The organism is Amycolatopsis sp. NPDC049253 (assembly GCF_040678995.1).
Lineage (GTDB): Bacteria > Actinomycetota > Actinomycetes > Mycobacteriales > Pseudonocardiaceae > Amycolatopsis.
In genome coordinates this window covers 40,726-66,468 of the sequence record NZ_JBFAQX010000035.1, presented here as the reverse complement: position 1 = coordinate 66,468, position 25,743 = coordinate 40,726, and the positions used below count along the sequence as shown (strand labels likewise).

The window sequence follows — 25,743 nt, the reverse complement described above, 5'->3', positions numbered from 1 at the left end:
AAGAAAGGATTTCCCTTGTCATTCCAGGGTTTCGACCTGCCGGAAGACCTCAAGATGCTGTCGGACACGATCGCCGAGTTCGTTCGAGGTGAGATCGTGCCCGCCGAGGCGGCCGTGCCGGGCGACGAGCGCGCGATCCCCGCCGAGCAGCTGGCGGTTTTGCAGAAGAAGGCGCGTGACGCCGGATTCTGGTGCCTGGAAGCGCCGAAGGAGTTCGGTGGCGGCGGGCTGAGCACGTTCGAGGGCACGGTGCTGACCGAGCAGATGGCCAAACACCGGTACAGCTTCCCGTCCCCGGGGGGCGGCGTGTTCGGGATCGAGCCGCCGGTGGTGCTGTACAAGGGCAGCCCGCACCAGATCGAGAAGTACGTGGTGCCCACGATCGAAAACGCCTGGTCGGCCTTCACCGCGATCAGCGAGCCGACCGGCGGGTCGGACCCCGCCCGCGCGATCCGCACGACCGCGACCCGCGACGGCGACAGCTACCGCATCAACGGGCGCAAGCTCTGGACCACCGGTGCGGACTCCGCCCGCTACGGCATCGTCTACGCCCGCACCGACCGCGCCGCCGGGCGCAAGGGGATCAGCGCGCTCATCGTCGACGGCGGCACCCCCGGGATGACCGTCACCGGCGTGCCCGTGCTGCGTGATCACTGGACCACGGAGGTGCGCTTCGACGACGTGGTCGTACCGGTGGAGAACCTCGTCGGCGAGGAGGGCCAGGGATTCGGGCTGGCGCAGCAGTGGCTGGTGCGCGGCAGGTTGCGCTACGCGGCACAGGCCGTCGGGGTCGCCGAGGAAGCGGTCCGCATCGCGACCGAGTGGGCGAAATCCCGTGAGACGTTCGGCGCGCTGCTGGCGACCCGCCAGGCAGTGCAGTTCGCCATCGCGGACGCGCGGGTGCGGATCAACGCCGCCCGCCACCTGACCTGGGAGGCGGCCTGGGAAGCGGACCAGGGCCGCGACGCCCGGACGAAGGCGTCGATCGCGAAGCTGTACGGCACCGAAACCGGGTTCGCCGTGGTGGACGCGATGATGCAGATCCTGGGCGGCATGGGCATGACCAAGGACCTGCCGCTGGAGCACTGGTTCCGCGGGCTGCGGGTGGCCAGGGTCGTGGAGGGGCCGAGTGAGATCCACCGGTTCCTCATCGCGCGGGACATCCTCGGCGGCGCCGCCCTGGGGCGGACGTCGTGACCGCGGCCGAGAGCGAGAATTCGCAAGGGAACCTGGGTCCGCTGCTGAGCCCGCGCTCGGTCGCGATCATCGGCGCGTCGGCGACCCCGGACATCATCTCCGGCCTGCCGCAGCGGATCCTGGCCCAGCACGGCTACACCGGCGCGGTGTACCCGGTGAACCCCCGCTACGACACCATCGACGGGCTGCGCTGCTATCCCGGCATCGAAGCGGTGCCGGGTCCGGTGGACGTCGCGCTGGTGGTGGTGAACGCCGAACGCGTCAACGGCGTCGTCGCCGAGTGCGGGCGCGCGGGCGTGCGGTTCGTGGTGGTCATCAGCTCGGGGTTCGCCGAGCAGTCCGACGGCGGCTCGCGCGAGCGCGACCTGCGCGCGTTGTGCGACCGGTTCCCGGACATGCGGGTGCTGGGGCCGAACGCCGAGGGAACGATGAACCTCGTCGACACGATCCCGCTCGGGTTCAGCCCGACGATCAACTACGAGCGCGGGCTCGACCGGCTGATCGCCGGCGACGTCGCGGTGGTCGCCCAGAGCGGCGGCCTGGGGTTCGCGTTGCTCAACGACGGCCTCGGGCGCGGCCTCGGGTTCAGCCACGTGGTCAGCACCGGCAACGAGGTCGACCTCGACCTGGCCGACGTGGCCGCGCACCTCGTGGACGACCCGGCGACGCGCGTGCTGCTGCTGTTCATCGAGGGCCTGGCCTCCCCCGAGCGCCTGGCGCAGATCGGCCAGGCCGCGCGGGCCCGGGGCAAGCACGTGATCTTGGCGAAGGTCGGCGGTACCGCCGCGGGGCGTCGCGCCGCGCTCGCCCACACGGCGCACGACCCGGGCGACGCGGCCGAATTCGCCCAGGCCGTGCACGACGGCGGGATCGTGCCGGCCACCGATCAGGAAGAGCTGGTGGACCTGGCCATGGTGTTCTCCCGTACGCGGGCTCCGGCCGGCCGCCGGGTCGGGGTGGTGACGACCTCGGGCGGGGCCGGCACCTGGCTCGCGGACGACCTGGTCCTGGCGGGCCTGGACCTGCCGGTGCTCAGCGCGGGCCTGCAGTCGCGGTTGCGGGAGCTGATCCCGTCCTACGGCAGCCCGGCGAACCCGGTGGACACCACCGCCCAGGTGCTCAGCCGGGGCGGCGTGTCCCCGGTGCTGCGCCTGCTCGCCGACAGCGGCGAGGTCGACGTGCTGGTCCTGGTCGCCACCCTCGCCGACGCCAAGCAGCTCGACCGGGAGGCCGAGGAGCTGACCGCGCTGGCGCGGCAGGTGCCGTTGGTGATCTACAGCTACACCCGCCCGTCCCCGCGCAGCCTGCAGCTGGCCGAGGAGTTCGGGATCGCGTGTTTCACCAGCGGCCGCCGGACCGCCGCGGCGGTGGCCGCGCTGACCGGCACGTTCACGGCCTGCGGATGACCCACCTGCCCTGGCCGACGCGTCGGCCGCCGCGGCCAGGGCAGGTGACCGCCGAGACCGGCTGGGGTCGATCCGCCTGATGCCGGATGAGGCCGATCAAACCCGAGCCCACGTCTGGAAAGGAGCGCGGAAGGAAGAGCGCGAGGAGGCATCCGGCGAATCGCGGAGCGAATTCTGGCACTGCACCGCGTTTCCAGCCACACCAGTTTCCGGTCAACGGTTTCGGCTCTCCGCGGGGGATGCGGCGACAGTGGATGCGGCGACGACGGCGCGCAGCAGCCGGGATTCGGTCCGGTACCGTGCTTCGAGCTGGACGGTCGAGAAGGTGACGCTCGCGGTGGCCGGCGACGCGGCGAACACGGCGGACCAGACGTCCGCCACGGTCGCACACGGCACCGGCCGCCGCCCGGGGATGGAGACGGTGAAGCCCTCCGGTCTGCCGGTGACCCGGATCCGGTTGTGCGCGGCGGCGCACAGCGCGTCGATGATCTGCCCGGCGAGCAGGTTGCCCCGGGTGGTGCGCCCGCCGGGGAACACCGGATCGGCCACGACCGTCCGGCCGCACGCTCCGCACACCTCGAACCCCTTTCCGCGCAACGGACTTCAGGGCATTACGTCGCCGGAGTTCGGCCCCAGCGTCTGCCCGACGAACAGGTTCCCACCGGGGTCGCTCGCCAGCAGCACCGCCGCCGGGGCGACCTCCTCCGGGGTGCCGAAGCGGCCCAGCGGCAGTTCGGCCCGCTTGGCCACCTTCCACGCCTCGGAGATACCGTCCACCAACGGTGTTTCGATCGGGCCGGGGGCGATGGCGTTGACCAGCACGTTGTCCGCCGCCACCTCCAGCGCCACGGCCTTGGTGAAGCCGAGGACACCGGCCTTGGCCGCGCTGTAGTGCCCGAGCCCGGTGCCGCCCTTGAGACCGAGCTGCGAGGAGATGTTGATGATGCGGCCCCAGCGCTGCGCCCGCATCGGCTTGAGCACCTCCCGGCTGCACAGGAACACCCCGGTCAGGTCGACCGCGATGGTCTCGTTCCACATCGCCAGGCTCATGTCCTCGGCCGGCGACTCGGTGAGCAGCCCGGCCGAGTTCACCAGGACATCGACGGTGCCGAACTCCGCGCGCACCGACGAGAACGCCGACCTCACACTGTCCTCATCGGACACATCCACGGCAATGGCGCCGGCCTCGGCGGTCCGGTCCAGGACGGCGACCCGGTCGCCGTTGTCCCGGAACGCCGAGGCGATGGCCCTGCCGATCCCGCTGGCGCCGCCGGTGACGACAACGGTCCGGCCGGTCGCGCGGGTCACGCGCGCATCCGGACGGTCAGGCCACCGTCGACGACGATGGCCTGGCCGGTCACGTAGGTCGCGGCAGGCGAGGTGAGGAACCCGATCACGTCGGCCACCTCCGCCGGCCGGCCGACCCGGCCCCACGGGATGTCGCCGCCGGCCCGGGCGAGCCCGTCCGGGCCGAGCGAGTTGACCGGGTCGAGCGACTGCGGCGTCTCGATCAGGCCGGGGATCACCGCGTTGGCGCGGATCTGCCGCGGCCCGAGCTCGACCGCGACGCTGCGCACCAGGCCCAGGACCCCGGCCTTGGCCGCGGCGTAGTGGGCGTGCTCCTCCCAGCCGTAGACGCCGCCGGCGATGGACGACACCGCCACCATCGCGCCGCCGTCGGTCATCCGGGTCGAGCCGGCACGCAGGGTGCGCAGCACGCCCGTCAGGTCGACGTCGAGCATGTCGTGCCAGCGTTCGTCCGACAGGTCGGCCAGCGCGGAGTTGCGCAGGATGCCGGCGTTGGCGACCGCGTAGTCCAGCCGACCGAACTCGTCCACCGCGCGCTGCGCGAACGCCTCGACCTGCTCGGTGCTGCGCACGTCGACCTCGTGGACCACCGCCTTCCCGCCGGCCGCCTCGACCTGCCGGAGCGTCTCCGCCGGATCGTGCGGATCGCCGGGGAACGTGCCGATCACCGTGTGCACGCCGCGGTGCGCGTAGTGCACGGCCAGCGCCCGGCCGATGCCGCTGGCGGCGCCGGTGACGATCGCCGCTTTCGGCTCAGACATCCGCGTGTTCCTCTCGCAGGGCGGCGACGGGGGGTTTGGCGGCGATCATCAGCACGCCGGAGACCGCGGTGCCGAGCGCGCCGACCCACAGGGCCGCCGCCCCGGTGCCCGCGCCCGCCGCGACCGCGGTGAACAGGGCGCCGCCGATGATCGTGCCGGGCTGGCTCATCGCGCCGATGAACGACGTGCCGGTGGCGCGGCAGCTGACCGGGTAGCACTCGGCCATGAAGTACTGGATGGCCGCGTACGGGCCGACCAGGAAGAACAGCCCGGCGCCGTAGGTCAGGATGATCACGAACGAGCTGCTCGCGGCCGGGCTCAGCATCAGCGCGAAGCACAGGCCGGAGATGATCCAGCCGATGATGATGGTGCGCTTGCGGCCGATGCGGTCCCCGAGCCAGCCGTGGAAGACGTAGCCGAAGTAGCCGATCGCGTTGATCACGATCAGCATCCAGAACGCGCTGGACAGCGAAACGTCCTTGGCGTTCTTCAGCACCGAGCTGCCCAGCACGCTGAAGATCGCGATGCCGAAGAAGTTCAGGATCCAGGCCAGCGACAGCACGATCGTGTTGCGCCGGAACGCCGGTTCCCACAGCCGCTTGAGCGGCGACGCCGAGGAGTGCTCGACGCCGTAGGAGGCGGCCAGCGCGTGCGCGTCGGCGGTGCGCCCGCCCTTCTCCAGCTCCGTCAGCTTCTGGTGCAGCTCGAACTGCGGCGTCTCGCGCAGCTTGCGCCAGATCACCCACACCACGATCGCCGCCGGGACCGCGGCCGCCACGTACAGCGCGCGCCAGCCCAGCGAGTCGAGGAAGACGAACGCGAGCGCGCTGGAGAGCAGGAAGCCCAGCGGCCAGCCACCCTGGATGAACGAGTAGTAGAACCCGGGGCGCTTGCGGCGTTTCTCGTCCTCGGTGACCTGGTAGACCTCGTTCATGTAGGTCGCGTTCACCGCCTGCTCGGAGAACCCGAGGCCACCGAACGAGCGGATGACGGTGATGATCACGCCGCTGACCGCACCGAGCGCGGCCGGGATCACCGCGGTCAGGGTGGAGATGATCGCGGTGCCGCCGATGGTGGTCATCATGCCGCGGCGGCGGCCGAGCCGGTCGATGATCGGGCCGATCCCGAAGCACACGATCGCGGTGCCGACGGCGATCCACGTGTTGATCTGGTAGGCCTCGGACGCGGTCCAGCCGAACGACTCCTGCATCGCGGGCAGCAGCGTGCCGAACAGGCCGTAGTCGAACACCGCGATGGTCCAGGCGATCAGCGCCAGGACGGTGGCGGTGCGGGTCGCTTTCCGGGAGAAGACGGGGAATCTGCGCTTCTCGTCGACGGCGGGCGCCGTCAGGTCGAGGGGTTCGACACTCATGATCCGGCTCCCTTACGAGGGTTGCGGGCGAGGAAGGAGTCGGCGATCTGGTCGAAGGTCAGCCAGCTGACGCCCTCGTGGGAGTTGATGTGCTCGATCAGCCGCTCCAGCATGAGCAGCACCTGCGGCCGCCCGGACACGTCCGGGTGGATGGTCATGGTGAAGGTCGCCTGGTCCATCTCGCGGTAGACCCAGTCGAACTGGTCCTGCCAGGTCTGGCCGAGCTCGCGCGGGCTGACGAAGCCGTGCGAGTTAGCCGACGCCTTGACGAACATCATCGGCGGCAGGTCGTCGAGGTACCAGTTGGCCGGGATCTCGACCAGGTCCGTCTCTTCACCGCGGACCAGGGGTTTCATCCAGGTCTCGGCCGGCTGCGCGTAGTCGATCTTGGTCCAGCTGTCGCCGACGCGGACGTAGTACGGCTCGAAGTCGCGGTGCATCAGCGAGTGGTCGTACTTGATGCCGCGTTCGAGGAGGATTTCGTTGGTGACGGGGGAAAACTCCCACCACGGCGCCACGTAGCCGGTGGGCCGGCGGCCGGCGACCTTCTCGATCAGCTCGATCGAGCGGTCCAGGATCGCCGTCTCCTGCTCGCGGGTCATCGCGATCGGGTTCTCGTGCGAGTAGCCGTGGGCGCCGATCTCGTGCCCGGCGTCGACGATGGCGCGGGTCAGGTCGGGGAAGGTCTCGATGGAGTGGCCGGGCACGAACCACGTCGTGGTCAGCCCGTACCGCTCGAACAGGCGCAGCAGCCGCGGTCCGCCGACCTCGCCGCTGAACATGCCGCGGGAGATGTCGCACGGCGAGTCCTCGCCGCCGTACGAGCCGAGCTGGCCGGCCACGGCATCGACGTCGATGCCGAACGCGACCTGGATGTCCTTCGTCATGAACAAGCCTTTCGTGGAGTGGGGAACAGCGGTTGCGGGCGGAGTCAGGGTTCGCCTGCCCTCCGCGAGAAGGCCTCCGCGATGTCTTCGCGGGACCACCCGAGCCGCAGGAGCAAAGACAGCAGGACGAGCGACTGGGAAGGGCGCAGCAGCCCGGCCGGGATCGCACCGGCCGCCAGCAGGTCCTTGCCGCCGCCGGCGCCGTACACCGGGACGACCGGGCCGGCCTGGACCCTGGTACTGGTGACCACCACCAGGCCACGCGTGGTGGCCTCGGCGACGGCCTCGCACAGCGCCGGGTTGGCGTTGCCGATGCCGGTGCCCTGCACCACGATCCCGGCCGCGCCCGCGGCCAGCGACGCGCGCAGGTGCGCCGCGTCGGCGCCCGGGTAGGAGGCAACCAGGTCGACGCGGCAGCCGGTGCCGCCGTCCGGCAGTGGCAGTGGCTCGGGCCGGTCGCCGGTCCAGCCGTAGCGCCCGTCGTCCGGGTTGCTGAACGCGTGCGCCCGCAGGGTTTCCGACTTGCGCACCCCGCGGGCCGGGAACACCTCCCCGGCGAAGCAGACCAGCACCCCGCGGTTGCGGCTGTCCGGATCACCCGCCAGCGCCAGTGCGCGGGCCAGGTTGCCCGGGCCGTCCGGATCGGGCGCGTCCGCGGCCCGCTGCGCGCCCGTGAACACCACCGGCCGCGGGTCCACGTGCACGAGGTCGGCCAGGAACGCCGTCTCCTCCATGGTGTCGGTGCCGTGGGTGACCACGACCCCGACCACCGCCGGGTCGGCCAGCGCTTCGCGGATCCGGGCGCAGACCAGCAGCATGTCGTCCACGTCGAGGGTGTACGAACCGACCCGCAGCACGTCGACCACGCGGACCGGCAGCGAGTGCGGCCCGCCGATGCTGCGCAGCAGGTCGTCCGCGCCGTCCGAGGCGACGGCGGCTCCGCCGAGCTCGGCGCGGCTGCGGGAGGAGATCGTGCCGCCGGTCGCGAGGAGCACGACGTGCTCGCCCCGCTCACTCGACAGGCTCGTCGTCACGGCCGATTCACCTCCGTACCTCGTCAGTGCGAACCCAATCGTTTGGGTAGCGGTGTCCGCTGTGTACCCAAACGATTGGGTAGGATGGGTCGAGACTGTACGGTGCTCGTCGAATCGGGGTCAATACCCGACAGAGAGGTGGGGGCTTGCCCAGGGCGAAGGCTGCACGTGAAGGGGATGGCAACCGCGTCCCGGAGCCGGAGGGGACGGCCGCCGAGCGGGTGCCGACCCTCAAGGACCTGGCCCGGCAGCTGGGCATCCACCCGTCGACCGTGTCCCGTGTGCTGCACTCCGACCCGGAGTCGGCGCGCGGCGCCGCTTCCGACGCGACCGCGCGCCGGATCCGGGAGCTCGCCGCCGAGCTCGGCTACTCCCCCGACCCGCAGGCGTCCGGCCTGCGTACCCGCCGCACCCGGCTGCTCGGCGTGGTCGTGCCGCGGCTGTCCGACCTGGTGCTGGCCGTGATGTACGAGGGGGTCGAAGCCGAGGCGGCGACCATCGGCTACTCCTCGTTCGTCACCAACTCCCGCGACGACGTGGACGAGCAGCGCCGCAAGGTCGAACTGATGCTGGCCCGGCGCGTGGACGGGCTGATCATCGGCGACCGGCACCTGGACGTCGACGTGGTGCTGACCGACCTGCGCCGCCGGGCCGTGCCGTTCGTGCTCATGAACCGCCGCCACCCGGAGATCCCGTCGGCCACCTGCGACGACACCCGGGGCGGCGAGCTGGTCGCCGAACACCTGTGGGACAAGGGACACCGCGACGTCTGCGTCATCGCCGGCGAGCCCTACGCGACCACCGGGGTGGATCGCACCGCCGGCTTCGTGCAGCGCTGGCGCGAACTGGGCGGCGAGATCGGCGACGGCGACATCGTGTTGTCCCGCTTCGACACCCAGGGTGGCCGGGAAGCGGCCGAGAAGATCCTCGTGTCCGGCCGCCGGCCGTCGGCGCTGTTCGCGGTCAACGACTTCGCCGCGATCGGCGCCATGGGCGCCCTGCGCTCCCACGGTCTCACGGTGGGCCGGGACTGCGCGGTCGTCGGGTTCAACGACACCTCGCTGGCCGCCGAACTGCCGATTCCCCTGTCCTCCGTGCGCTCTCCGATGTTCGAGATCGGCCAGGCCGCGGTGCGCCTCCTGCGCGCCGTCATGCGCGGCGAACCCGCCGAGTCCGCCCGGCTCACCCCCACCCTTCAGGTTCGCGAAAGCAGCATCTGACCCGCTGTACCCGGCGATTCGAGTGGTGAAGCCGGACCCGGAAGCGCGGCCCGCCTACGCCGGGTCAGGGCGCGTGGTACCGGGTCGTGCTGGACCGCACGATCAGCTCGATCGGCCAGAGGGTGTCGGTGGGACTGGCCGGCTGGTCGCCGGACAGCACTCCGAGGATCAGCTCGGCGGCGCGGGCACCTTGGTCGCGAGGGGACTGCGCGACGGTGGTCAGGCCGAAGAACTCCGAAAGATCGTGGCCGTCGATGCCCACGATGGACACGTCTTCCGGCACCTTCATGCCGAGGTCCTTGGCGGCCAGGACGGCGCCGATCGCCATCTCGTCGGACGCGGCGAACAGGGCGCTGACGCTCAGCCGGGGGTCGCTGAGCGCGGTTTTCGCCGCCGCGTAGCCGCCGGCGATGGTGAAGTCGGCGGGGAAGAACCAGGTGTCCGACACCGGGAGCCCGCTTTCCGCCATCGCTTCCAGGTACCCACCGTGGCGGGTCTCGGGCTGGCGGAAGTCCATTTCGCTCGCCGTGTCGCCGCCGATGAGCCCGATGCGCCGGTGTCCCAGCGAAATCAGGTGCAGCGTCGCGAGCTTGGCCGCCCCGAAGTCGTCGATGCGCAAGGTCGCCGCGCCCGGGACGGGTCCCCCGACCGCCAGCACCGGCTTGTCCAGGCGGTGCAGTACTTCGAGCTCGTGCGGCTCCAGCCTGACCGCCACCGTGATGAGGGCGTCGACGTGCTTGCGGAGCAGGAAATCCGTGAACACCGAGGCCCGCTGCTCGGCCGAGCCGTTGAAGTCGTAGAGCGACAGGTCGTAGCCGGCGCGCATGAGGCGGGATTCGATGCCTGCGAGCACCGTGCCGAAGTACCAGCGTTCGATGTAGGGCAGGACGACGCCGACGTTGCGGTTCCGGCCCGTGGCCAAGGTATACGCACTCGAGGACGCGACGTAGCCGAGCGACTGCGCCGCCTCGGTGACGCGACGGGCGGTGTTCGGCGAGATCCGCGGGTGACCGTTGAGCGCGCGGGAAGCCGTCGAGATCGAAACGCCGGCGCGCTTCGCCACGTCCTCGATCCTCGCCACCGCTGTCCCCCTCCGGATCTTCCCGTGGGAACTTACCGACCCACGGCTTCCCCGAGTATGAGCGGCCCGGCCAACCTGTGCAAGCGCTAGGCACAGACCGGAAGAATTTTTCCATCTGAATCGACACACAACGCCTTGAAGTGCGACTTTGTCCCGGAATCGGACCGTGAAGTCTGTGCAAGCGCTTCCTTGACAGACGGCTCCGCCTCCCTTCATGCTGTCCGCCGACATCGGAAACGGCGCAGCCCGGCCCAGTCCCCGCTGACGCCGGCACGCCGTTTCCGAGCGCGACTGACTCATTGGAGAGACACAGTGCGGAGACGACTGACCCGGTTGGGCATGGGCCTGGCCGCCGTCGCGGCCGCGGCCACGACGCTCACCGCCTGCGGCACGGGAGGCGGCACCACCGGCAACGGCACGGGCCCCATCACCTTCGCCTCGGGCAAGGACCTCACCGGCGCGATGCCCCAGCTGCTCGCGGAGTGGAACAAGCTGCACCCCGACCAGAAGGTCACGTTCATCGAGCTGTCGGCGTCCCCTGACGACCAGCGCAACTCGTTCGTGCAGGACCTGCAGGCCCGCAGCGGCAAGTACGACGTGATGTGGGACGACGTCGTGTGGACATCCGAGTTCGCCGCCCACGGCTGGCTCGAACCGCTCGACAAGGCGCAGGTGGGTGGCCCCGGCGTCCTGCCGGCCGCGGTGGACACCGCCACGTACCAGGGCAAGATGTACGGCGCCCCGTTCATGACCAACAGCGCCCTGCTGTACTACCGCTCCGACCTCGTGCCGAAGCCCCCGACGACGTGGGCCGAGCTCCAGTCGGATTGCGCCATCGCCAAGGCGCACGACATGGCGTGCTACGTGGGGCAGTTCGCCCAGTACGAAGGCCTCACCGTGAACGCGGCCGAGGCGATCACCTCGGCGGGCGGCTCCTTCCTGAGCCCCGACGGCTCGAAAGTGACCGTCGACTCGCCACAGGCGCGCGCGGGTCTGCAGCACCTGGTCGACATGTTCCGCAGCGGGAACATCCCGGCGGCCGCGCTCACCTACCAGGAGCAGGAAAGCGCCAACGCGTTCGTGAGCGGCAAAGCGATGTTCCTTGCGAACTGGCCGTACGTCTACACCGCGGCGAGCGCGGCCGGCTCCGCCGTCCAAGGCAAGTTCGGCGTGGCGCAGCTGCCCGGTCCGAGCGGTCCCGGGGTCGCGTCGCTGGGCGGCATCGACCTGGGCGTCTCAGCCTTCTCCCAGCACAAGCAGACGGCCAAGGACTTCGTGGCCTGGATGCAGTCCGAGTCCAGCCAGCGGGTTCTGGTGAAGGTGATGAACCAGGCCTCGGTGCTGACCAAGCTGTACACCGACCCCGACCTGACCAAGGCCTCGCCGTACCTGCCGACGTTGCAGAAGGCCGAGCTCACCGCGGTGCCCAGGCCCAAGACACCGAACTACAACGCGGTCAGCCTGGCGATCCAGAAGAACGTCTACGCGGCGTTGCAGGGCAAGGTCTCCGTCGACGCGGCCGTCAAACAGCTCGCCGCGGATCTGCAGCAGGCCATCAGCGCCGCCTGATCGTGATGACCCAGCAATCCAGGAAGGTGAACCGTGTCCGTCAGAACCGGTGATTCCCGGGCGCTCGTCCCGCGCGCGTCCACGCGGCGGGAACGGGCGAGCGGGAGGAAGGACCACGACGGCCGGTTCGCCTTCTGGCTCGTCGTGCCCGCGATCCTGGTCCTGACCGTGGTGATCGGCTACCCCGTGATCGCCGCCCTGGTGCGCTCGCTGTTCAGCGACTCGATCGCGAGCGCACCCCGGTTCGTCGGACTGGACAACTACTTCAGCGCGTTGTGGGGCGTGAACAGCGGCAAGTTCTGGGACTCGGTCGGAGTCACGTACTTCTTCGCCGCCGTCACGATCGTGCTGGAGACGGCGATCGGGCTGGGCATGGCGCTGGTGATGAACCAGGCGTTCCGGGGCCGAGGGCTGCTTCGCGGAGTGGTCCTCGTGCCCTGGGCCGTGCCCACGGCGGTGGCCGCGGTGCTGTGGAAGTGGAGTTTCGATCCCGTCGGCATCATCAACGCCCTCACGGGTTCGCACGTGGTGTGGACCGGCTCGGACTGGCCGTCGAAGGCCGCGATCGTCATCGCCGACACGTGGAAGACCTCGCCGTTCATCGCGCTGCTCATCCTCGCGGGCCTGCAGATCATCCCGGGTGAGGTCCACGAGGCCGCGAAGATCGACGGGGCCGGGGCGTTCCAGCGCTTCCGGCTGATCACGCTGCCGCTCGTGCGGCCGGCTCTGCTGGTGGCAATCCTGTTCCGGCTCCTGGACGCCCTGCGCATGTACGACCTGCCGGCGATCCTCACGCACGGCGCGAACGACACCACGACCCTGTCGATCCTCGTCGTGCAAGCGACCCTGAGCGAGCTGAAGCCCGGGTTCGGCGGGGCGCTGTCGACGCTGACCTTCCTGCTGATCTTCGTGACGGCGTACGCCTTCGTGCGGCTGCTGGGTGTCAACGCGGTGGAAGCCCAGATCGGCGGCGGACGAGGAGGAAACCGATGAGCGTCGCGACCAGGCCGGCGCCACCGGCCGCGGCCGGGCGCCGCAGGAGGGCGCGGCGCGGACGAGCGAGCGGGTGGCTCTACGCCGCGCTGGTGACCATCGTGCTGTTCTGCCTCCTGCCGTTCTACTGGATGATCGTGACCAGCCTGAAGGATCCGAAGGCGGTCTTCGACAATTCGCTGGTGCCGACGCACCCCACGTTCCTGAACTACGCGGCGGTGTTCGGCAGCCAGAACACGTTCCTGCTGGCCTTGCGCAACAGCCTGGTCATCGCCGGCTCCGTCACGGCGCTGGCACTCGTGTTCGGCATTCTCGCGGCTTACGCGTTGGCGCGCCTGCACTTCCGCGGGAAGAACCTGGTCCTCGGGCTCTTCCTCGCCACCTCCATGTTTCCCGGTGTCGCCATCCTCACGCCCCTGTTCCAGCTGTTCGCGGACCTCGGGTGGATCGACACCTACCAGGCGATGATCATCCCCGACATCAGTTTCTCGCTGCCGCTGGGCATCTGGATCCTGGCCAGCTTCTTCCGCGCGATGCCGTGGGAGCTCGAGGAGGCCGCGCGGGTCGACGGCTGTACGAAGGCGGCGGCGTTCCGGCTGGTCATCCTGCCGCTCGCGGTGCCCGGCGTGTTCACCACCGCGATCCTCGTGTTCATCTCGGCCTGGAACGAGTTCATGATCGCGAACTCGATGTCCCAGACCCCGGCCGCCCAGCCGGTGACCGTCGCCATCGCGCAGTTCTCGGGGATCTCGCAGTACGACCAGCCTTACGGCACGCAGATGGCGGCCGGCGTGATCGTCACCGTCCCCTTGATCGTCCTGGTGCTGATCTTCCAGCGCCGGATCGTGAGCGGGCTGACCGCAGGAGGAGTCAAATGACGGCGTTGAAAGTGCTGTTCATCGGTGGCACCGGGATCATCAGTTCCGCCTGTGCCCGGCTCGCGCTGGAGCGCGGTGTCGACCTGCACCTGCTCAAGCGCGGCGGCCCGTCGGTCCGGCCAGTTCCGCAGGGTGCCGTGGTGCACTTCGGCGACATCCGCCGGCCCGACACGGTGCGCGAGGTGCTGCGAGCGCACGAGTTCGACGTGGTCGTGAACTGGGTGGCGTTCACCCGCGAACACGTGGCCGCCGACGTGAAGCTGTTCTCGGGCCACACGAAGCAATACGTCTTCATCAGTTCCGCGTCGGCCTACCAGACCCCGCCGGCCCGGCTGCCCGTCACCGAATCCACCCCGCTGCGCAACCCGTACTGGGCCTACTCCCGGCAGAAGATCGAGTGCGAGGAACTGCTGACCGCGGAGTACCGGGAGACCGGCTTCCCGGTGACCGTGGTCCGTCCCTCGCACACCTACGACCCGACCATGGTGCCGTTCGACGGCGGCTGGACCGTCATCGACCGGATGCGCCGCGGCAAGGGGGTCGTCGTCCCCGGCGACGGGACGTCCTTGTGGACCATCACCCACCACACGGATTTCGCGCGCGGGTTCGTGGGGCTGCTGGGCCGGCACGAGGCGATCGGCGAGGCCTTCCACATCACCTCGGACGAGTCGCCGACCTGGAACCACATCTACTCGGCGATGGCCCGAGCGGCGGGCGTGACGCCGGACCTCGTGCACGTGCCGTCCGACGCGGTCATGGCCCTGGACGAGGAGTGGGGCTCGGCACTGCTCGGCGACAAGGCCAACTCCATGGTCTTCGACAACTCGAAGATCCGCAGCCTCGTCCCCGATTTCGCCGGCTTCATCCCGTTCGACCACGGCGCGCGGGAAATCATCGACTGGTACGACAGCAATCCCGAGCACCAGGTCGTCGACGAGCGCATGGACGCGCTCATGGACAGGCTCGTCGACGCCTATCGTCCCCGGCCACTCTGAACTGCGGAGTCAACGAAGAAATGAAGTACACCACGCTCGGCCGTTCCGGTGCCGTCGTCTCCACCTGCTCGCTCGGCACCATGACCTTCGGTGCCGAGACCCCGGCGGAGGTGGCGCACCAGCAGCTGGACACCTACTTCGAGGCGGGCGGGACGTTCGTCGAAACCGCGGACGTCTACAGCGGCGGCGAGGCGGAGCGGATCATCGGCGACTGGCTGGCCAAGCGATCCCCGGCGGTGCGGGACAACGCGTTCCTCGCCGGCAAGGGCCGCTTCCCGGTGGGTGTCGAACCCCGCGACGCCGGCCTTTCCCGGCGGCACTTGTCCCGCGCGCTCGACGCTTCGCTGCGACGGCTGGGCTGCGAGCACATCGATCTGTACCAGCTGCACGCGTGGGACCCGCTGACCCCGCTGGAGGAAAGCCTCGGCTTCCTCGAGGACGCGGTCCGGTCGGGCAAGATCTCCTACGGCGGGCTGTCGAACTTCACCGGTTGGCAGATCGCGCTGGCGGCCGCTCACGCCCGGGGCCGCTTCCCGCTGATCTCGATGCAGCCGCAGTACAGCCTGCTGGTGCGCGAGGTGGAATGGGAGATCGTCCCCGCCTGCCTGGCCACGGGTCTCGGCGTCCTGCCGTGGTCGCCGCTGGGCGGGGGCTGGCTGACCGGCAAGTACCGGCGTGACGAGCGCCCGTCCGGCGCCACCCGGCTGGGCGAGGACCCGAACCGCGGGGTGGAGGCCTACGACCTGCGCAGCACCCAGGAGCGGACCTGGCGCACGCTGGACGCGGTGGCGGCCGTCGCGAACGCGCGCGGGGCGACGATGTCCCAGGTGTCCCTCGCGTGGCTGGGCGCCCAGCCGGGAGTCACGTCGATCGTGCTCGGTGCCCGCACGGTGGAGCAACTCGAGGACAACCTCGGTGCGGCCGGGCTGGAGCTGAGCGAGGACGAGCTGGCGATCTTGTCCGAGGCCAGCAATCCGGGTGCCGCGCAGTACCCGTACGGCCCGGCCGGCCTGGAGCAGCGAAGCCGATCCCTTGACTGACCGCGGGGAGACCTGCGGGCGGGCCGACGAGAAGTTCGAGCCGGTCCGCGCCGCCTTCGCCCGCGTGCTCGCCGCCCATCCGGGCGGGATGCAGCTGAGCATCTACGAACACGGCCGTGAGGTGGTCGACCTGTGGGGCGGCGGGCACTTCACCGCGGAGTCCCTCGTCCGCACGGCATCGTGCACCAAGGGCGTCACCGCGGTTTGCGCGCTGGTGCTGGCCGAACGCGGACTGCTCGATCTGGACGCCCCCGTCGCCGACTACTGGCCCGAGTTCGCGGCGGGCGGCAAGGCCGGGATCCCGGTGCGCTGGCTGCTCACGCACCAGGCCGGCCTCGCCCTGTTCGGCCCCTCAGCCGACGTCCACGCCGCCGACCTGCTCGACTGGCACGCGATCGTCTCCCTCCTGGCGGCTCAGAGTCCTTTGTGGACGCCGGGGACGCGGTGCGGGTACCACGCGCTGACGTTCGGGTTCCTCGTGGGCGAGGTGATCCGCCGGGTCAGCGGGCTGACGGTGGGGCGGTTCCTGGCCGAGCACGTGACCGGGCCGCTGGCCGCGGACTTCTGGATCGGGCTGCCGGAGCAGCACGAGCACCGGCTGCGCCCGGACGTCGCTCCTGCCGGCGGTCTCGACCTGGCGAGCGTGTACCGCGCCCACGGCGTGGATCCGACGACGCCGCTCGCCCGCGCGATGCTCCGCTCGCCGCAGTACGATCCGGGTCCCGGCGATCCGGTGTGGCGCACCCGCGCGTTCCACGCCGCCGAGATCCCCGCGGCCAACGGCGTCGGCAACGCCCGGGCGCTGGCCCGGATCTACGCCGCGTGCATCGGCGAGGTCGACGGAGTGCGGCTGCTGTCGGCGCGCACGGTCGAGTCCGCGCGCACACCGCGGACCGACGCCGTGACGACCCCGCCGGAACTGGCCGTGCTGACCACCGAGCCGCCCCGATTCGGTCTCGGGTTCCAGCTGCCGCGGACGGGCATCGACGCCATGCTCGGGCCCGGCTCGTTCGGCCACACCGGCGCGGGCGGGCGGCTGAGCTTCGCCCATCCCGAAAGCGGCATCGCGTTCGGCTTCACGTGCGACACCTTTCTCTGGGACGGCCTGACCGGACCCGACCCCCGCTGGACACCCCTGCTGGGCGCTCTCCTGGACTCCTTGGACTGATGACGAACACGAACTCCCCCCAGCTCATCGCCTACGCCGACCGTCTCGGCGGGACCCTTCCCGGACTGCGGGCGCTGCTCGACGGCCCGCTCGCCGGGACGTTCGGCGGCGTGCACATCCTGCCGTTCTTCCGGCCGTTCGACGGCGCGGACGCGGGTTTCGACCCGGAGGACCACACCGAGATCGACGCCCGGCTGGGCACCTGGGACGACCTACGGGAGCTGTCCCGCGGGCACGCGGTCATGGCCGACGTGATCGTCAACCACGTGTCGAGCCGGTCTCCGCAGTTCCGGGACGTCGTGGCCCGCGGGGCGGAATCGCCCTACGCCGGGATGTTCCTCACGATGGGCGCGGTGTTCCCCGAAGGCGCCGGCGAGGACGATCTCCTGCGGATCTACCGGCCGCGTCCGGGGTTGCCGTTCACGTCCGTGCGCCTGGGCGGGCAGCGGCGACTGGTGTGGACCACGTTCACCGAACGGCAGATCGACCTGGACATCAGCGATCCGGTTGCGTGGGAGTACCTCGCCGGGGTCGTCGACCGGCTCACCGGCGCCGGTGTCCGGCTGCTGCGCCTGGACGCGGTCGGCTACGCGGCGAAGGAAGCCGGCACAGACTGCTTCCTGACGGCCGCGTGCCTGGAGTTCATCAAACGCGTCGGCGCCTATGCGCACGAGCGGGGCGCCGAGATCCTCGTGGAGGTGCACGGGCACTTCCGCCAGCAGATCGAGATCGCCGGGATCGCCGACCACGTCTACGACTTCGCCTTGCCGCCGCTCGTGCTGCACGCTCTGCACGCGCAGGACCCGCTCCCCCTGGACAACTGGCTGTCCGTGCGGCCGCACAACGCGTTCACCGTGCTCGACACCCACGACGGGATCGGCATCATCGACGTCGGGCCGAACGCCCTGGTGCCCGGCGCGGACGGACTGCTCACCGGCGACCAGATCGACGAACTCGTGGAGTCGGTGCACTCGGCCAGCGGCGGCACCAGCAGGCTCGCCACCGGGGCCGCGGCCTCGAACCTCGACCTGTACCAGGTCAACTGCACCTTCTACGACGCGGTCGGCGCCGACGACGACCGGTACCTGCTCGCGCGCCTGATCCAGCTGTTCGTTCCCGGCACACCGCAGATCTACTACGTCGGGCTGCTCGCCGGGCGCAACGACCTGGCCCTGCTGAGGCGGACAGGCGTCGGCCGGGACGTCAACCGCCACCACTACACGCCCGACGAGGTCGCGGCGGACCTGCGCCGGCCGGTGGTGCGTTCCCTGGTGGCCGCGGTGCGCTTCCGCGCCGACCACCCGGCGTTCGGCGGCACCTTCCACCACCACATCGACGGCACGAAGGTGGAACTGTCGTGGCGCCACGGCGCCCACGAAGCGACACTGCGCGCCGACTTCACGACCGCGGCCCACACCGTGACCGCGACCGCCCGAGGAGGGGACCCGGTACCGCTGAACTTCTGAGCCGCGTGCGTCGTCCCGGGCGCCGGGCGGTGCACGCCGGGATCGGTGGCAGGGGCGATCCGGCGGAGATCCGGTTTTCGACGCGATCCCAGCGGACGAGATCAGGCCGGACAAAAGAAATGCTTCGGCCGGTTCACGGGTTGTTCCCCGCATGACCATCGGAGTCGCGCTGAACGCCACTGCCCCGGTCGGCAACTACGTCGACGCCGTCGTCGAGCAGGCCCGCGCGGCGGCGGCCGCCGGAATCCGCTCCGCGTGGGTGGGCCAGCGCCTCGACTACGACGCCGCGACGCTGGCCACCGTGCTCGGACGCGAGGTGCCGGGGCTGCATGTCGGGACGTCCGCGATCCCCGTGTTCGGCCGCCACCCCGTGCTCGTGTCCTCCCAGGCACAGACCGCTCAGGCCGCGACCCACGGGCGCTTCCACCTCGGGCTGGCGCTCGGTGCCCGGTTCATCATCGAAAAGACCTTCGGGCTGCCGTTCGACCGGCCCGTCGCGCTGCTGCGGGAGTTCCTGACCTCGCTGAGGGCGTTGCTGGACACCGGCACCGCAGACTTCCACGGCGACCGGCTCACCGTCGCGCCGGCCCTGCCCGTCACCGTGCCCGGCGCGCAGCCACGCATACCCGTGCTCGTCGCCGCAATGGGACCGAAAGCCTTGCAGGTCACCGGCGAGTTGGCCGACGGCGCGCTCCCCTATCTGGCCGCGCCACGCGTGCTCGGCGAGCACATCGTGCCCACCCTCACCAAAGCGGCCGCCGAGGCCGGGCGCCCCGCCCCGCGGATCGTCGCCTTCGTGGCGGGCACGGTCACGGCGCACGCCGAGGAGGTTCAGGAGAAAGCTTTGCGGGACATGGCGTTCTACGACCAAGTGCCCTCCTACCAGCGGGTGGTGTCCCTGGCCGGCGCACGGCGCGCGGGTGAGCTCGCCGTCATCGGGGACGAGGCCGCGGTCGCCGCCGCGGTGCGCAGCTACTTCGACGCCGGGGCCACCGAGGTGGTCTTCACCCAGACCGATCTCGGCGGTCTCGAAGACCAGGCCCGGACCTTCGAAGTCCTCGGCAGCCTGGCCTGACCACGGACACCACTGTGGACCGTCACTCCGGCTCGGCGTAGTCGAGCACGACCCGCCGGAACGCCTCGTCGGTTGAGCGCACCCGCACCGGGTACCCAGGCCGGGAAGCCCGCGGAGGCCCGGACTCCCGTCCGAGGTCTCCCGCAGACGAGGAAGGAACCGACCATGGTCGAAGTGACGCGCACGTTCGCCGTCGCCACCCCGCCGCACGACGTCCAGGAGTACCTGGCGGACTTCGCCAACGCCCGGGAGTGGGATCCCGGGACCGTGTCCTGCGATCCGCTCGGCACCGGGCCGATCGGGGTCGGGTCCCGCTGGCGCAACGTCTCGAAGATCGCGGGCGTCGAGACAGAGCTGACGTACGAGCTGACCCGGCTGGAACCCGGCCGGGTGGTATTCGTCGGCCGCAACGACACCGCGACCTCCACCGACGACATCAGGCTCACCCCCGCCGCCGGTCCAGGAACCACGATCACCTACCACGCCACGATCGAGTTCCAGGGCGCGGCCAAACTCGCGGCGCCGCTCGCCAAGGTCGTGTTCGAAAAGGTCGGCTCCGACACCGAGAAGAGCCTGACCCGGATCCTCGGCGCCACGGCGTGACGGACGCGCGCCAGCTGTCTCCTGACGTCGTTTTCGCCTTCACCAGCGGAAGACAGATCCGGGCGAGCACGACAGAGTGACATTGGTTGCCCAAACGTCACACCTGTGGTGCAGTCAAGACACGGTTCGACGAGGGGGTAGCTCGCACACTGGCAGGCCGCACGCACGAACTCCGCGCGGGCGACAGGTGCGCGGGTTCTGTGCGGATCACGAAGCTCTCGCGTGGAATCTCCGTTTGTCGCCTGACCAAAATGCGAGGAGAAACGTCGTGAAGCGATTGGCCTCGATTGCCGGTGTGGCCACACTGGGACTCGCGTTCCTGACCTTGGGCGGTGCGTCGGCGAACGCCGATCCCTATGACTGCAGCAGCTCCAAGCCCAACAACTGGTCCCTCAGCGCCAAGTGCACGAACGGCACCGGTGAATACCGGGCCTACACCAAATGCAAAGCCAGCTTGGCGTTCGACTACACCGACTACGGTCCCTGGGCCCGCGGTGGCAACGTGAGCACCGCCGTGTGCATCCGCGCCGGCATCAAAGACGCGGCCGTGTCTCCACAGGGCGTCCAGGTGCGCTGAGGCGCCCCGTGCCCGGCGCGCGAAGGGTGCGATCCTTTCGCGCGCCGGGCGGTTCACCCCGAACCCAGCGCCGTGGCGATCAGCAGCGGAGCGGCGGCCGCCCAGGCCTGCGGGGACGCCGAGTGCGGGTACGGGACGGGGTGCGGGGTTTCGCCGCGCGCGTAGCCGGTCATCACCTCGGGCAGGCGGTTGCCCGGCTGGTGCGTCGCGGCGGCCAGCAGGCCTTCGGCGATGCGGGTGGCTTCGGCCGTCAGGCCGGCCCGGGCCAGCCCCGCCACGGCGATCGCGGTGTCGTGGGGCCAGACGCTGCCGTTGTGGTAGGACACCGGGTGGTACGGCGCCTGGCCCGCGGCGAGCGTGCGGACGCCCCAGCCCGAGAAGAACTCCGGTGCACAGAGGCGGTGCCCGACTTGGTGGGCGAGCCCGGTCGGCAGGATGCCGGACCAGAGCACGTGCCCGGCGTTGGACGCGAGGGCGTCGACCCTGCGGCGGCGGCCGTCGAGGGCCAGTGCGACGAAGTCCTCGCCCGGCAGCCAGAAGTCGTCGGCGAAGTCGGCGCGCAGCTGGGCGGCGCGGGTGAACAGCCGGTCCGCGAACGGTGCGTCCTGCCAGACCTCACGAGCGATCTCGGCGGTCGACAGGAGTGCTTCGTAGGCGTAGCCCTGGGCCTCGCACACCGCGATCGGCCCCTCGGCGAGCTCGCCGTCGGCGAAGCAGATGGACCGGGCGGAGTCCTTCCAGCACTGGTGCACCAGCCCCGGGCCGTCCGTGCGGTACACGAGGTAACCGTGTTCGTCGAGACCGCCGTGGCGGAACATCCAGCCGACGGCGGCGCGCGCCGCGTCCTCCAGCTCGATGGCCACGCCGTCGCCGGCCACGCGCCGGTGGCGGCCGAGCAGGACCAGGAACAGCGGTGTGGCGTCGACGGTGCCGTAGTACCGCCCATACGGGGTCTGCCCGAAGCGGCTCAGCTCGCCGCGCCGCACCTCGTGCACGATCTTGCCCGGTTCTTCGACCCGGTCCGGGGCGACCGTGGTGCCTTGAACCGCGGCGAGCGCGCGCAATGTGGCGGCCGCCAGCTCCGGCCGGTACGCCAGTGTCGAGAGGGACGTGATCAGGCTGTCGCGCCCGAACAACGTCAGGAACCACGGCACGCCGGCGCCGGGGACGCGCAGGTCCGGCCGGCCCGGCGCCGGCACCCGCAGGTCCGCGAGATCGGCGAGCCCGGCCGCGACGGCGGTTCGCAGCTCGGGCCACGCGATCTCGGTAACACCCGCCGTAGCCAGGAATTCCTGGCTGTCCGCTTGCGCTTCCCGCACCACGTCGGCGAAAACCGCGGGCCGCGCGCCCGGATCCGGGACCCGGTCCCCTTCTCCCGCGACCACCTCGACCCGCAACGACGTTTCCCCGTGCGGCGGCAGCGTGAGCGTCCAGCTGATCCGGTCGTCGGCGCACACGGCCGGCGAGGAGGCGCGCACGACCGTCCACTTGCGATAGTCGGCTCGTTCGTAGGCGAGCAGCACCTCCCCGTTCGCCCCCGTCGACGCCGAGTACTCCCCCGGCCGCTCGTACTCCCTGGTGCCGCGCAGCTCGAACTGGTCGGCGAAGTCGGCCGCGAACCGGAACGACACGGTCACCTCGCCCGGCACCACGAGATGGCTGCGGACGCGGATGTCCTCGACCAGCGTGCCGGTGCCCAGCGTGTGGTCGCGGAACACGGAGTACGCGGGGTCCTCGTTGCGCGGCGTGGCCGGCGTGAGGATCACGCTCGCCGACTGCCGGTCGTGCTCTTCGGTCAGCACCCGCAGCGAAGCGTCGGTCGAGAGCTCCCACCGCGACAGGTGCCGGGTGTCGTCGACGTAGAAGCCTTCGGTGCCCGCCGCGACATCGGCCGCGGGGCCGGTGATCAGGAACGTCGTGCCCCGCACGAGCGTGTGCCCGGTCATGCCGCCCGCCCGTCCGCGGCCGGCACCTCGAGCAGGTCGATCGCCACCGCGGCCGTCCAGCTGAAGTCGTCGCTGCCGTGCCCGGTGCCGGTGAGCGGATCGACGTACTCGCGGAACCCGGCGAGCCGGATCGCGTCCAGCATGCCCTCGCCCAGCCGCCCGGCGAGCTGGTCGTGCCCGTGCGTGCGCAGGCCGTGCCAGATCAGCCAGCCGGTGTTGAACCACGCCGGGCCGCGCCAGTAGCGCGCCGGTTCGAAGTCGACGGCGGTGAGGTCGTAGCTGGGCACCGGGCTGAGCTCACCGAGGCGGAAGTGCTCGCCGCGCGCGGTTTTCAGCAGCTCCTCCACGACGGGGAGACCGGGCACGACCAGCGGCACGAGGCCGCCGACCGTGCGCTGCCGCAGCAACGACTTCGTGTGCGCGTCGCGGGCGAAGAAGAGGCCTTCGGCCGGGTCGTAGAGCCGGGCCACCAGCGAGTTCGTGAGCGCAGCCGCCCGTTCGCGGTGCGGCGACGCGTCGGCGCCGAGCTCGGCGGCCATCGCGGCGAGCGCGGTCTCCCCCACGGCGAGCAACGCGTTCGTCAACGGGTCCTCGACAGCGAACGCCGATCCGCCGAGCGTGTCGGCGAAACCCGCGTCGCGGTAGTCGGCCGCCAGCCGCACGTACCGGCCGTAGTCGACGTCGGTCGGGCGCTCGCCCGCACCCGCGTGGCCCAGGTCGCGCCGGACGAACGTCGCCGGGGCGACAGGAGCGACCCGGCCGAGCGGTTCGTCCCACGCCGGGCTGTTGTCCAAACCGGACTCCCACGGGTGGATCACGCACACGAGCCCGTCGCCCGCGAGGTCCCGGCGGTCGAACAGGTAGTCGTGCCAGCGCCGCAGCCGCGGGTACAGGCGCCGCAGGAACCCGCGGCGCCGCGACGTGACCGGGTCGGTCCGGTGCACCTCCCACGCGGCGAGCGCGTGGACCGGCGGCTGCACGAGCCCCGAGGTCACCAGCCCCGTCGACGCGAGCCGCGCGCCCGGACCCCAGAAATCAGGCCCGGGGAAATACGCGTTCGCGGGCACCGCCGGGTTGAAGACGATCTGCGGGACGCGCCCGTCCGGCCACTGCGCGCCGAAGAGCGACTCGAGCTCCCGTTGCGCGCGCACGGCCGACAGGTGCCGCAGCCCCAGCGCGATGAACGCCGAGTCCCAGCTCCACTGGTGCGGGTACAACCCCTGAGCGGGCACGGTGAACCCCCGGCGCCAGTTGGCGAGCAGGATCCGCCGCGCCCGCCGGGCGAGGTCGTCGGTCATGCGAGCCGTCGCAGGAACGGTGGCACGGAGGCCACCGCGTCCGCGGGTTCCCCGCGCAGCCGGCTTTCCAGCGCCAGGTCACCCTCGTAGCCGAGGGCGGCGAGCGCGCCGAGCACCGCGGGCCAGTCGAGGTGCCCGGCGCCGGGCTGGAGCCGGTTCGAGTCGCTGACCTGCACGTGGCCGAGGTAGGCGGCGAACCGCACGAGCGAGTCCGCGGGGTCGTCCTCCTCGATGTTCATGTGGTAGGTGTCCGCGCCGATGCGGACGGAGTCCAGGCCCACCTCGTCGATCAGCGAAGCCGCCTGCTCGAGGCGGTTGACCATGTGGTCCTCGTAGCGGTTGAGCGGTTCGAGCAGGAGCAGCACGCCCTCGGCCCGCGCGTGCTCGCCGAGCTCGGTCAGACCCGCGAGCAGCACCTCGCGGTCCTGCTCCTCCGTGCGCGGCGGCTCGAACGGCGGCAGCCGGCGCGAGAACATGCCGTAGGACGCCGGGGTCATCGCCCCGACCCCGCCCAGCTCGGCGATCACCGAGAGCTGCGAGCGCATCTGCTTGACCGCGTCGGCGCGCAGGTCGGGGTCGAAGGCGCCGAAGAAATGGAGCATGTCGACGCACACGGTGCGCATGACGACTCCGTTGCGGGCCGCGCGGTGCAGCTCCGGCAGGCGCTGCTGCAGCGCGAAGTCCTTCTTGCCCCGCAGCTCGATGGCGTCGTAGCCGGCCGCGGTGGCGAACTCCCACTTCTGTTCGAGGGTGTCGCCGGGCAACAGCTGTTCCTGGCAGGCGAGTTTCAGCATCGGTTCTCCGTGTAGTCGAGGACGACCTGCAGGGCTTCGGCCGGGCGTTCGTCGAGCAGTTCGTAGGCCCGCTCGACTTCGCCGACACCCACGCGGTGGGTGACGAGCCGGACGGGGTCGAGCACGCCGTCGGCGGCCAGCCGCAGGAAGGTGCGGTTCATCCGGTCCTGGTCCCAGCGGCCGGCCAGCCGCCACGGCACGCCGCCGATCTGCGAGGCGATGATCTCGACGCGGTTGTGGTGGAACTCCTCGCCGAGGCGCAGGCCGGTGCCGTCGCCCTGGTAGAAGCCGGCGGCGACCACGCGCCCGCCGACGCCGACCGTGCGGACGGCTTCGTGCAGCGCGCGGTAGGTGCCGCTGAGCTCGATCGCGACGTCGGCGCCGTGGCCGCCGGTCGCCGCGCGGACTCGTTCCGCGGCACTGGCGGCGGTGACGTCCACCGTCTCCACGGCACCGAACTCCTCCGCGATCGCCAGCCGCGCGGGAATGGCGTCGCACGCCACGACGCGCCCGCCGTTGAGCGTCGCCAGGCGCGTGGCGAGCAGGCCGATCACGCCTTGGCCGAAGACGGCGACCGTCTCGCCGAGGTGGACGTCGGCGCCGAGGACCCCGTTGAGCGCCACCGCGCCGACGCGCGCGAACGACGCGGCGAGCGGGTCGAGCCCGGTCGGCACGACGTGGTCGGCGAGCTTCGCCGCCGGCACGACCGCTTCGCTGCGGTGGCCCCAGATCCCCCACACCACATCACCCACGGCCGGCACCCCCGACTGCCCGGCGACGTCAGCCGAGACCTCGAGGACCTCGCCCACCTCGGAGTAGCCCCAGCCCACCACCGGGTAGGTCTGGCTCGCGTCGCCGTCGACGAACAGCCGGCGCTCCTCGTCCCAGACCCGGGTGAGGTACGGGTTGGTGCCGCGGTAGGCCGTCAGCTCCGTGCCCGCCGAGATGCCCGAGTACAGGGTGCGCACGCGCACCGACCCCGCTCCCAGCGCCTCCGGTTGTGTTTCGACCACCTCGACCCGGCGAGGGCCTACGAACTGAACCACCGTGCCCACCAGGGCCTCCTCCGACCACC

24 protein-coding genes are annotated in these 25,743 nt (G+C 71.0%); 13 read left to right on the top strand and 11 right to left on the bottom strand.

Annotated features, from left to right (window positions below):
- Positions 1-15 precede the first annotated feature (15 nt).
- The gene (locus AB0K15_RS41930) at positions 16-1,197 is read left to right on the top strand and encodes an acyl-CoA dehydrogenase family protein (RefSeq protein WP_364064610.1); all 1,182 of its coding nucleotides are present in this window, start codon (positions 16-18) and stop codon (positions 1,195-1,197) included.
- The gene (locus AB0K15_RS41925; RefSeq protein WP_364064603.1) at positions 1,194-2,603 is read left to right on the top strand and encodes a CoA-binding protein; all 1,410 of its coding nucleotides are present in this window, start codon (positions 1,194-1,196) and stop codon (positions 2,601-2,603) included. Before AB0K15_RS41930 ends, AB0K15_RS41925 begins: the two co-directional genes overlap by 4 nt.
- Positions 2,604-2,816: 213 nt before the next feature.
- On the opposite strand, the gene AB0K15_RS41920 is transcribed toward AB0K15_RS41925, so the two are convergent.
- Genes AB0K15_RS41920 through AB0K15_RS41895 form a run of 6 tightly spaced genes read right to left on the bottom strand, consistent with a single transcriptional unit; the run spans position 2,817 to position 7,965 of the window.
- On the bottom strand, positions 2,817-3,179 hold the full coding sequence (locus AB0K15_RS41920) for a hypothetical protein (protein ID WP_364064596.1): 363 nt from the start codon (positions 3,177-3,179) through the stop codon (positions 2,817-2,819).
- Between the two features lie 27 nt (positions 3,180-3,206).
- Positions 3,207-3,911 (bottom strand): SDR family oxidoreductase, encoded by a 705-nt coding sequence (locus tag AB0K15_RS41915; RefSeq protein WP_364064589.1) that lies wholly within the window; start codon positions 3,909-3,911, stop codon positions 3,207-3,209.
- Entirely contained in the window at positions 3,908-4,672 is a 765-nt protein-coding gene (locus AB0K15_RS41910) for an SDR family oxidoreductase (RefSeq protein ID WP_364064580.1), read from the bottom strand. The genes AB0K15_RS41915 and AB0K15_RS41910 overlap by 4 nt, the downstream gene beginning before the upstream one ends.
- Positions 4,665-6,044: an MFS transporter gene (locus AB0K15_RS41905; protein ID WP_364064573.1), complete on the bottom strand. Its 1,380-nt coding sequence runs from the start codon at positions 6,042-6,044 to the stop codon at positions 4,665-4,667. Before AB0K15_RS41905 ends, AB0K15_RS41910 begins: the two co-directional genes overlap by 8 nt.
- The gene (locus AB0K15_RS41900) at positions 6,041-6,931 is read right to left on the bottom strand and encodes a polysaccharide deacetylase (RefSeq protein ID WP_364064565.1); all 891 of its coding nucleotides are present in this window, start codon (positions 6,929-6,931) and stop codon (positions 6,041-6,043) included. The genes AB0K15_RS41905 and AB0K15_RS41900 overlap by 4 nt, the downstream gene beginning before the upstream one ends.
- Positions 6,932-6,975: 44 nt before the next feature.
- On the bottom strand, positions 6,976-7,965 hold the full coding sequence (locus AB0K15_RS41895; protein ID WP_364064558.1) for an asparaginase: 990 nt from the start codon (positions 7,963-7,965) through the stop codon (positions 6,976-6,978).
- Positions 7,966-8,111: 146 nt separating this feature from the next.
- Between AB0K15_RS41895 and AB0K15_RS41890 the strand changes: the two genes are divergently transcribed.
- Positions 8,112-9,185 carry a LacI family DNA-binding transcriptional regulator gene (locus tag AB0K15_RS41890; protein ID WP_364064551.1) on the top strand — a complete coding sequence of 358 codons (1,074 nt, stop codon included), beginning with the start codon at positions 8,112-8,114 and terminating at the stop codon, positions 9,183-9,185.
- 64 nt (positions 9,186-9,249) lie between these two features.
- Here the strand turns inward: AB0K15_RS41890 and AB0K15_RS41885 are convergent, their stop codons facing one another.
- Positions 9,250-10,266, bottom strand: coding sequence for a LacI family DNA-binding transcriptional regulator (locus tag AB0K15_RS41885; RefSeq protein WP_364064546.1), 1,017 nt, complete (start codon positions 10,264-10,266; stop codon positions 9,250-9,252).
- A gap of 312 nt (positions 10,267-10,578) precedes the next feature.
- Here AB0K15_RS41885 and AB0K15_RS41880 point away from each other — a divergent pair, with 312 nt between their 5' ends.
- The 10 genes from AB0K15_RS41880 (at position 10,579) to AB0K15_RS41835 (ending at position 20,630) form a co-directional block, all read left to right on the top strand.
- The gene (locus AB0K15_RS41880) at positions 10,579-11,835 is read left to right on the top strand and encodes an ABC transporter substrate-binding protein (RefSeq protein WP_364064543.1); all 1,257 of its coding nucleotides are present in this window, start codon (positions 10,579-10,581) and stop codon (positions 11,833-11,835) included.
- Between the two features lie 33 nt (positions 11,836-11,868).
- Positions 11,869-12,828 (top strand): sugar ABC transporter permease, encoded by a 960-nt coding sequence (locus tag AB0K15_RS41875; protein WP_364064540.1) that lies wholly within the window; start codon positions 11,869-11,871, stop codon positions 12,826-12,828.
- On the top strand, positions 12,825-13,706 hold the full coding sequence (locus AB0K15_RS41870; RefSeq protein WP_364064537.1) for a carbohydrate ABC transporter permease: 882 nt from the start codon (positions 12,825-12,827) through the stop codon (positions 13,704-13,706). Before AB0K15_RS41875 ends, AB0K15_RS41870 begins: the two co-directional genes overlap by 4 nt.
- A complete protein-coding gene (locus AB0K15_RS41865; protein ID WP_364064534.1) occupies positions 13,703-14,701 on the top strand; it encodes an NAD-dependent epimerase/dehydratase family protein in 999 nt (332 codons plus the stop codon). Before AB0K15_RS41870 ends, AB0K15_RS41865 begins: the two co-directional genes overlap by 4 nt.
- A gap of 20 nt (positions 14,702-14,721) precedes the next feature.
- Entirely contained in the window at positions 14,722-15,741 is a 1,020-nt protein-coding gene (locus tag AB0K15_RS41860) for an aldo/keto reductase (RefSeq protein WP_364064531.1), read from the top strand.
- The gene (locus AB0K15_RS41855) at positions 15,734-16,909 is read left to right on the top strand and encodes a serine hydrolase domain-containing protein (protein WP_364064528.1); all 1,176 of its coding nucleotides are present in this window, start codon (positions 15,734-15,736) and stop codon (positions 16,907-16,909) included. Before AB0K15_RS41860 ends, AB0K15_RS41855 begins: the two co-directional genes overlap by 8 nt.
- A complete protein-coding gene (gtfA, locus tag AB0K15_RS41850; RefSeq protein WP_364064525.1) occupies positions 16,909-18,375 on the top strand; it encodes a sucrose phosphorylase in 1,467 nt (488 codons plus the stop codon). The genes AB0K15_RS41855 and gtfA overlap by 1 nt, the downstream gene beginning before the upstream one ends.
- Before the next feature lie 151 nt (positions 18,376-18,526).
- Positions 18,527-19,450 (top strand): TIGR03564 family F420-dependent LLM class oxidoreductase, encoded by a 924-nt coding sequence (locus tag AB0K15_RS41845; RefSeq protein ID WP_364064521.1) that lies wholly within the window; start codon positions 18,527-18,529, stop codon positions 19,448-19,450.
- A 165-nt stretch (positions 19,451-19,615) separates the two neighbouring features.
- Positions 19,616-20,053 (top strand): SRPBCC family protein, encoded by a 438-nt coding sequence (locus AB0K15_RS41840; protein WP_364064516.1) that lies wholly within the window; start codon positions 19,616-19,618, stop codon positions 20,051-20,053.
- 268 nt (positions 20,054-20,321) lie between these two features.
- On the top strand, positions 20,322-20,630 hold the full coding sequence (locus tag AB0K15_RS41835; protein WP_364064513.1) for a hypothetical protein: 309 nt from the start codon (positions 20,322-20,324) through the stop codon (positions 20,628-20,630).
- Positions 20,631-20,683: 53 nt separating this feature from the next.
- On the opposite strand, the gene AB0K15_RS41830 is transcribed toward AB0K15_RS41835, so the two are convergent.
- From AB0K15_RS41830 to AB0K15_RS41815, 4 genes are read right to left on the bottom strand one after another with little or no spacing between them, the layout of a single operon-like run.
- Positions 20,684-22,576 (bottom strand): glycogen debranching N-terminal domain-containing protein, encoded by a 1,893-nt coding sequence (locus tag AB0K15_RS41830; protein WP_364064510.1) that lies wholly within the window; start codon positions 22,574-22,576, stop codon positions 20,684-20,686.
- The gene (locus AB0K15_RS41825) at positions 22,573-23,874 is read right to left on the bottom strand and encodes a trehalase family glycosidase (protein ID WP_364064507.1); all 1,302 of its coding nucleotides are present in this window, start codon (positions 23,872-23,874) and stop codon (positions 22,573-22,575) included. The genes AB0K15_RS41830 and AB0K15_RS41825 overlap by 4 nt, the downstream gene beginning before the upstream one ends.
- The gene (locus AB0K15_RS41820; RefSeq protein WP_364064504.1) at positions 23,871-24,668 is read right to left on the bottom strand and encodes a sugar phosphate isomerase/epimerase family protein; all 798 of its coding nucleotides are present in this window, start codon (positions 24,666-24,668) and stop codon (positions 23,871-23,873) included. Before AB0K15_RS41820 ends, AB0K15_RS41825 begins: the two co-directional genes overlap by 4 nt.
- Positions 24,662-25,723 carry a zinc-binding alcohol dehydrogenase gene (locus tag AB0K15_RS41815; RefSeq protein WP_364064498.1) on the bottom strand — a complete coding sequence of 354 codons (1,062 nt, stop codon included), beginning with the start codon at positions 25,721-25,723 and terminating at the stop codon, positions 24,662-24,664. The genes AB0K15_RS41820 and AB0K15_RS41815 overlap by 7 nt, the downstream gene beginning before the upstream one ends.
- Between the last annotated feature and the right edge of the window lie 20 nt (positions 25,724-25,743).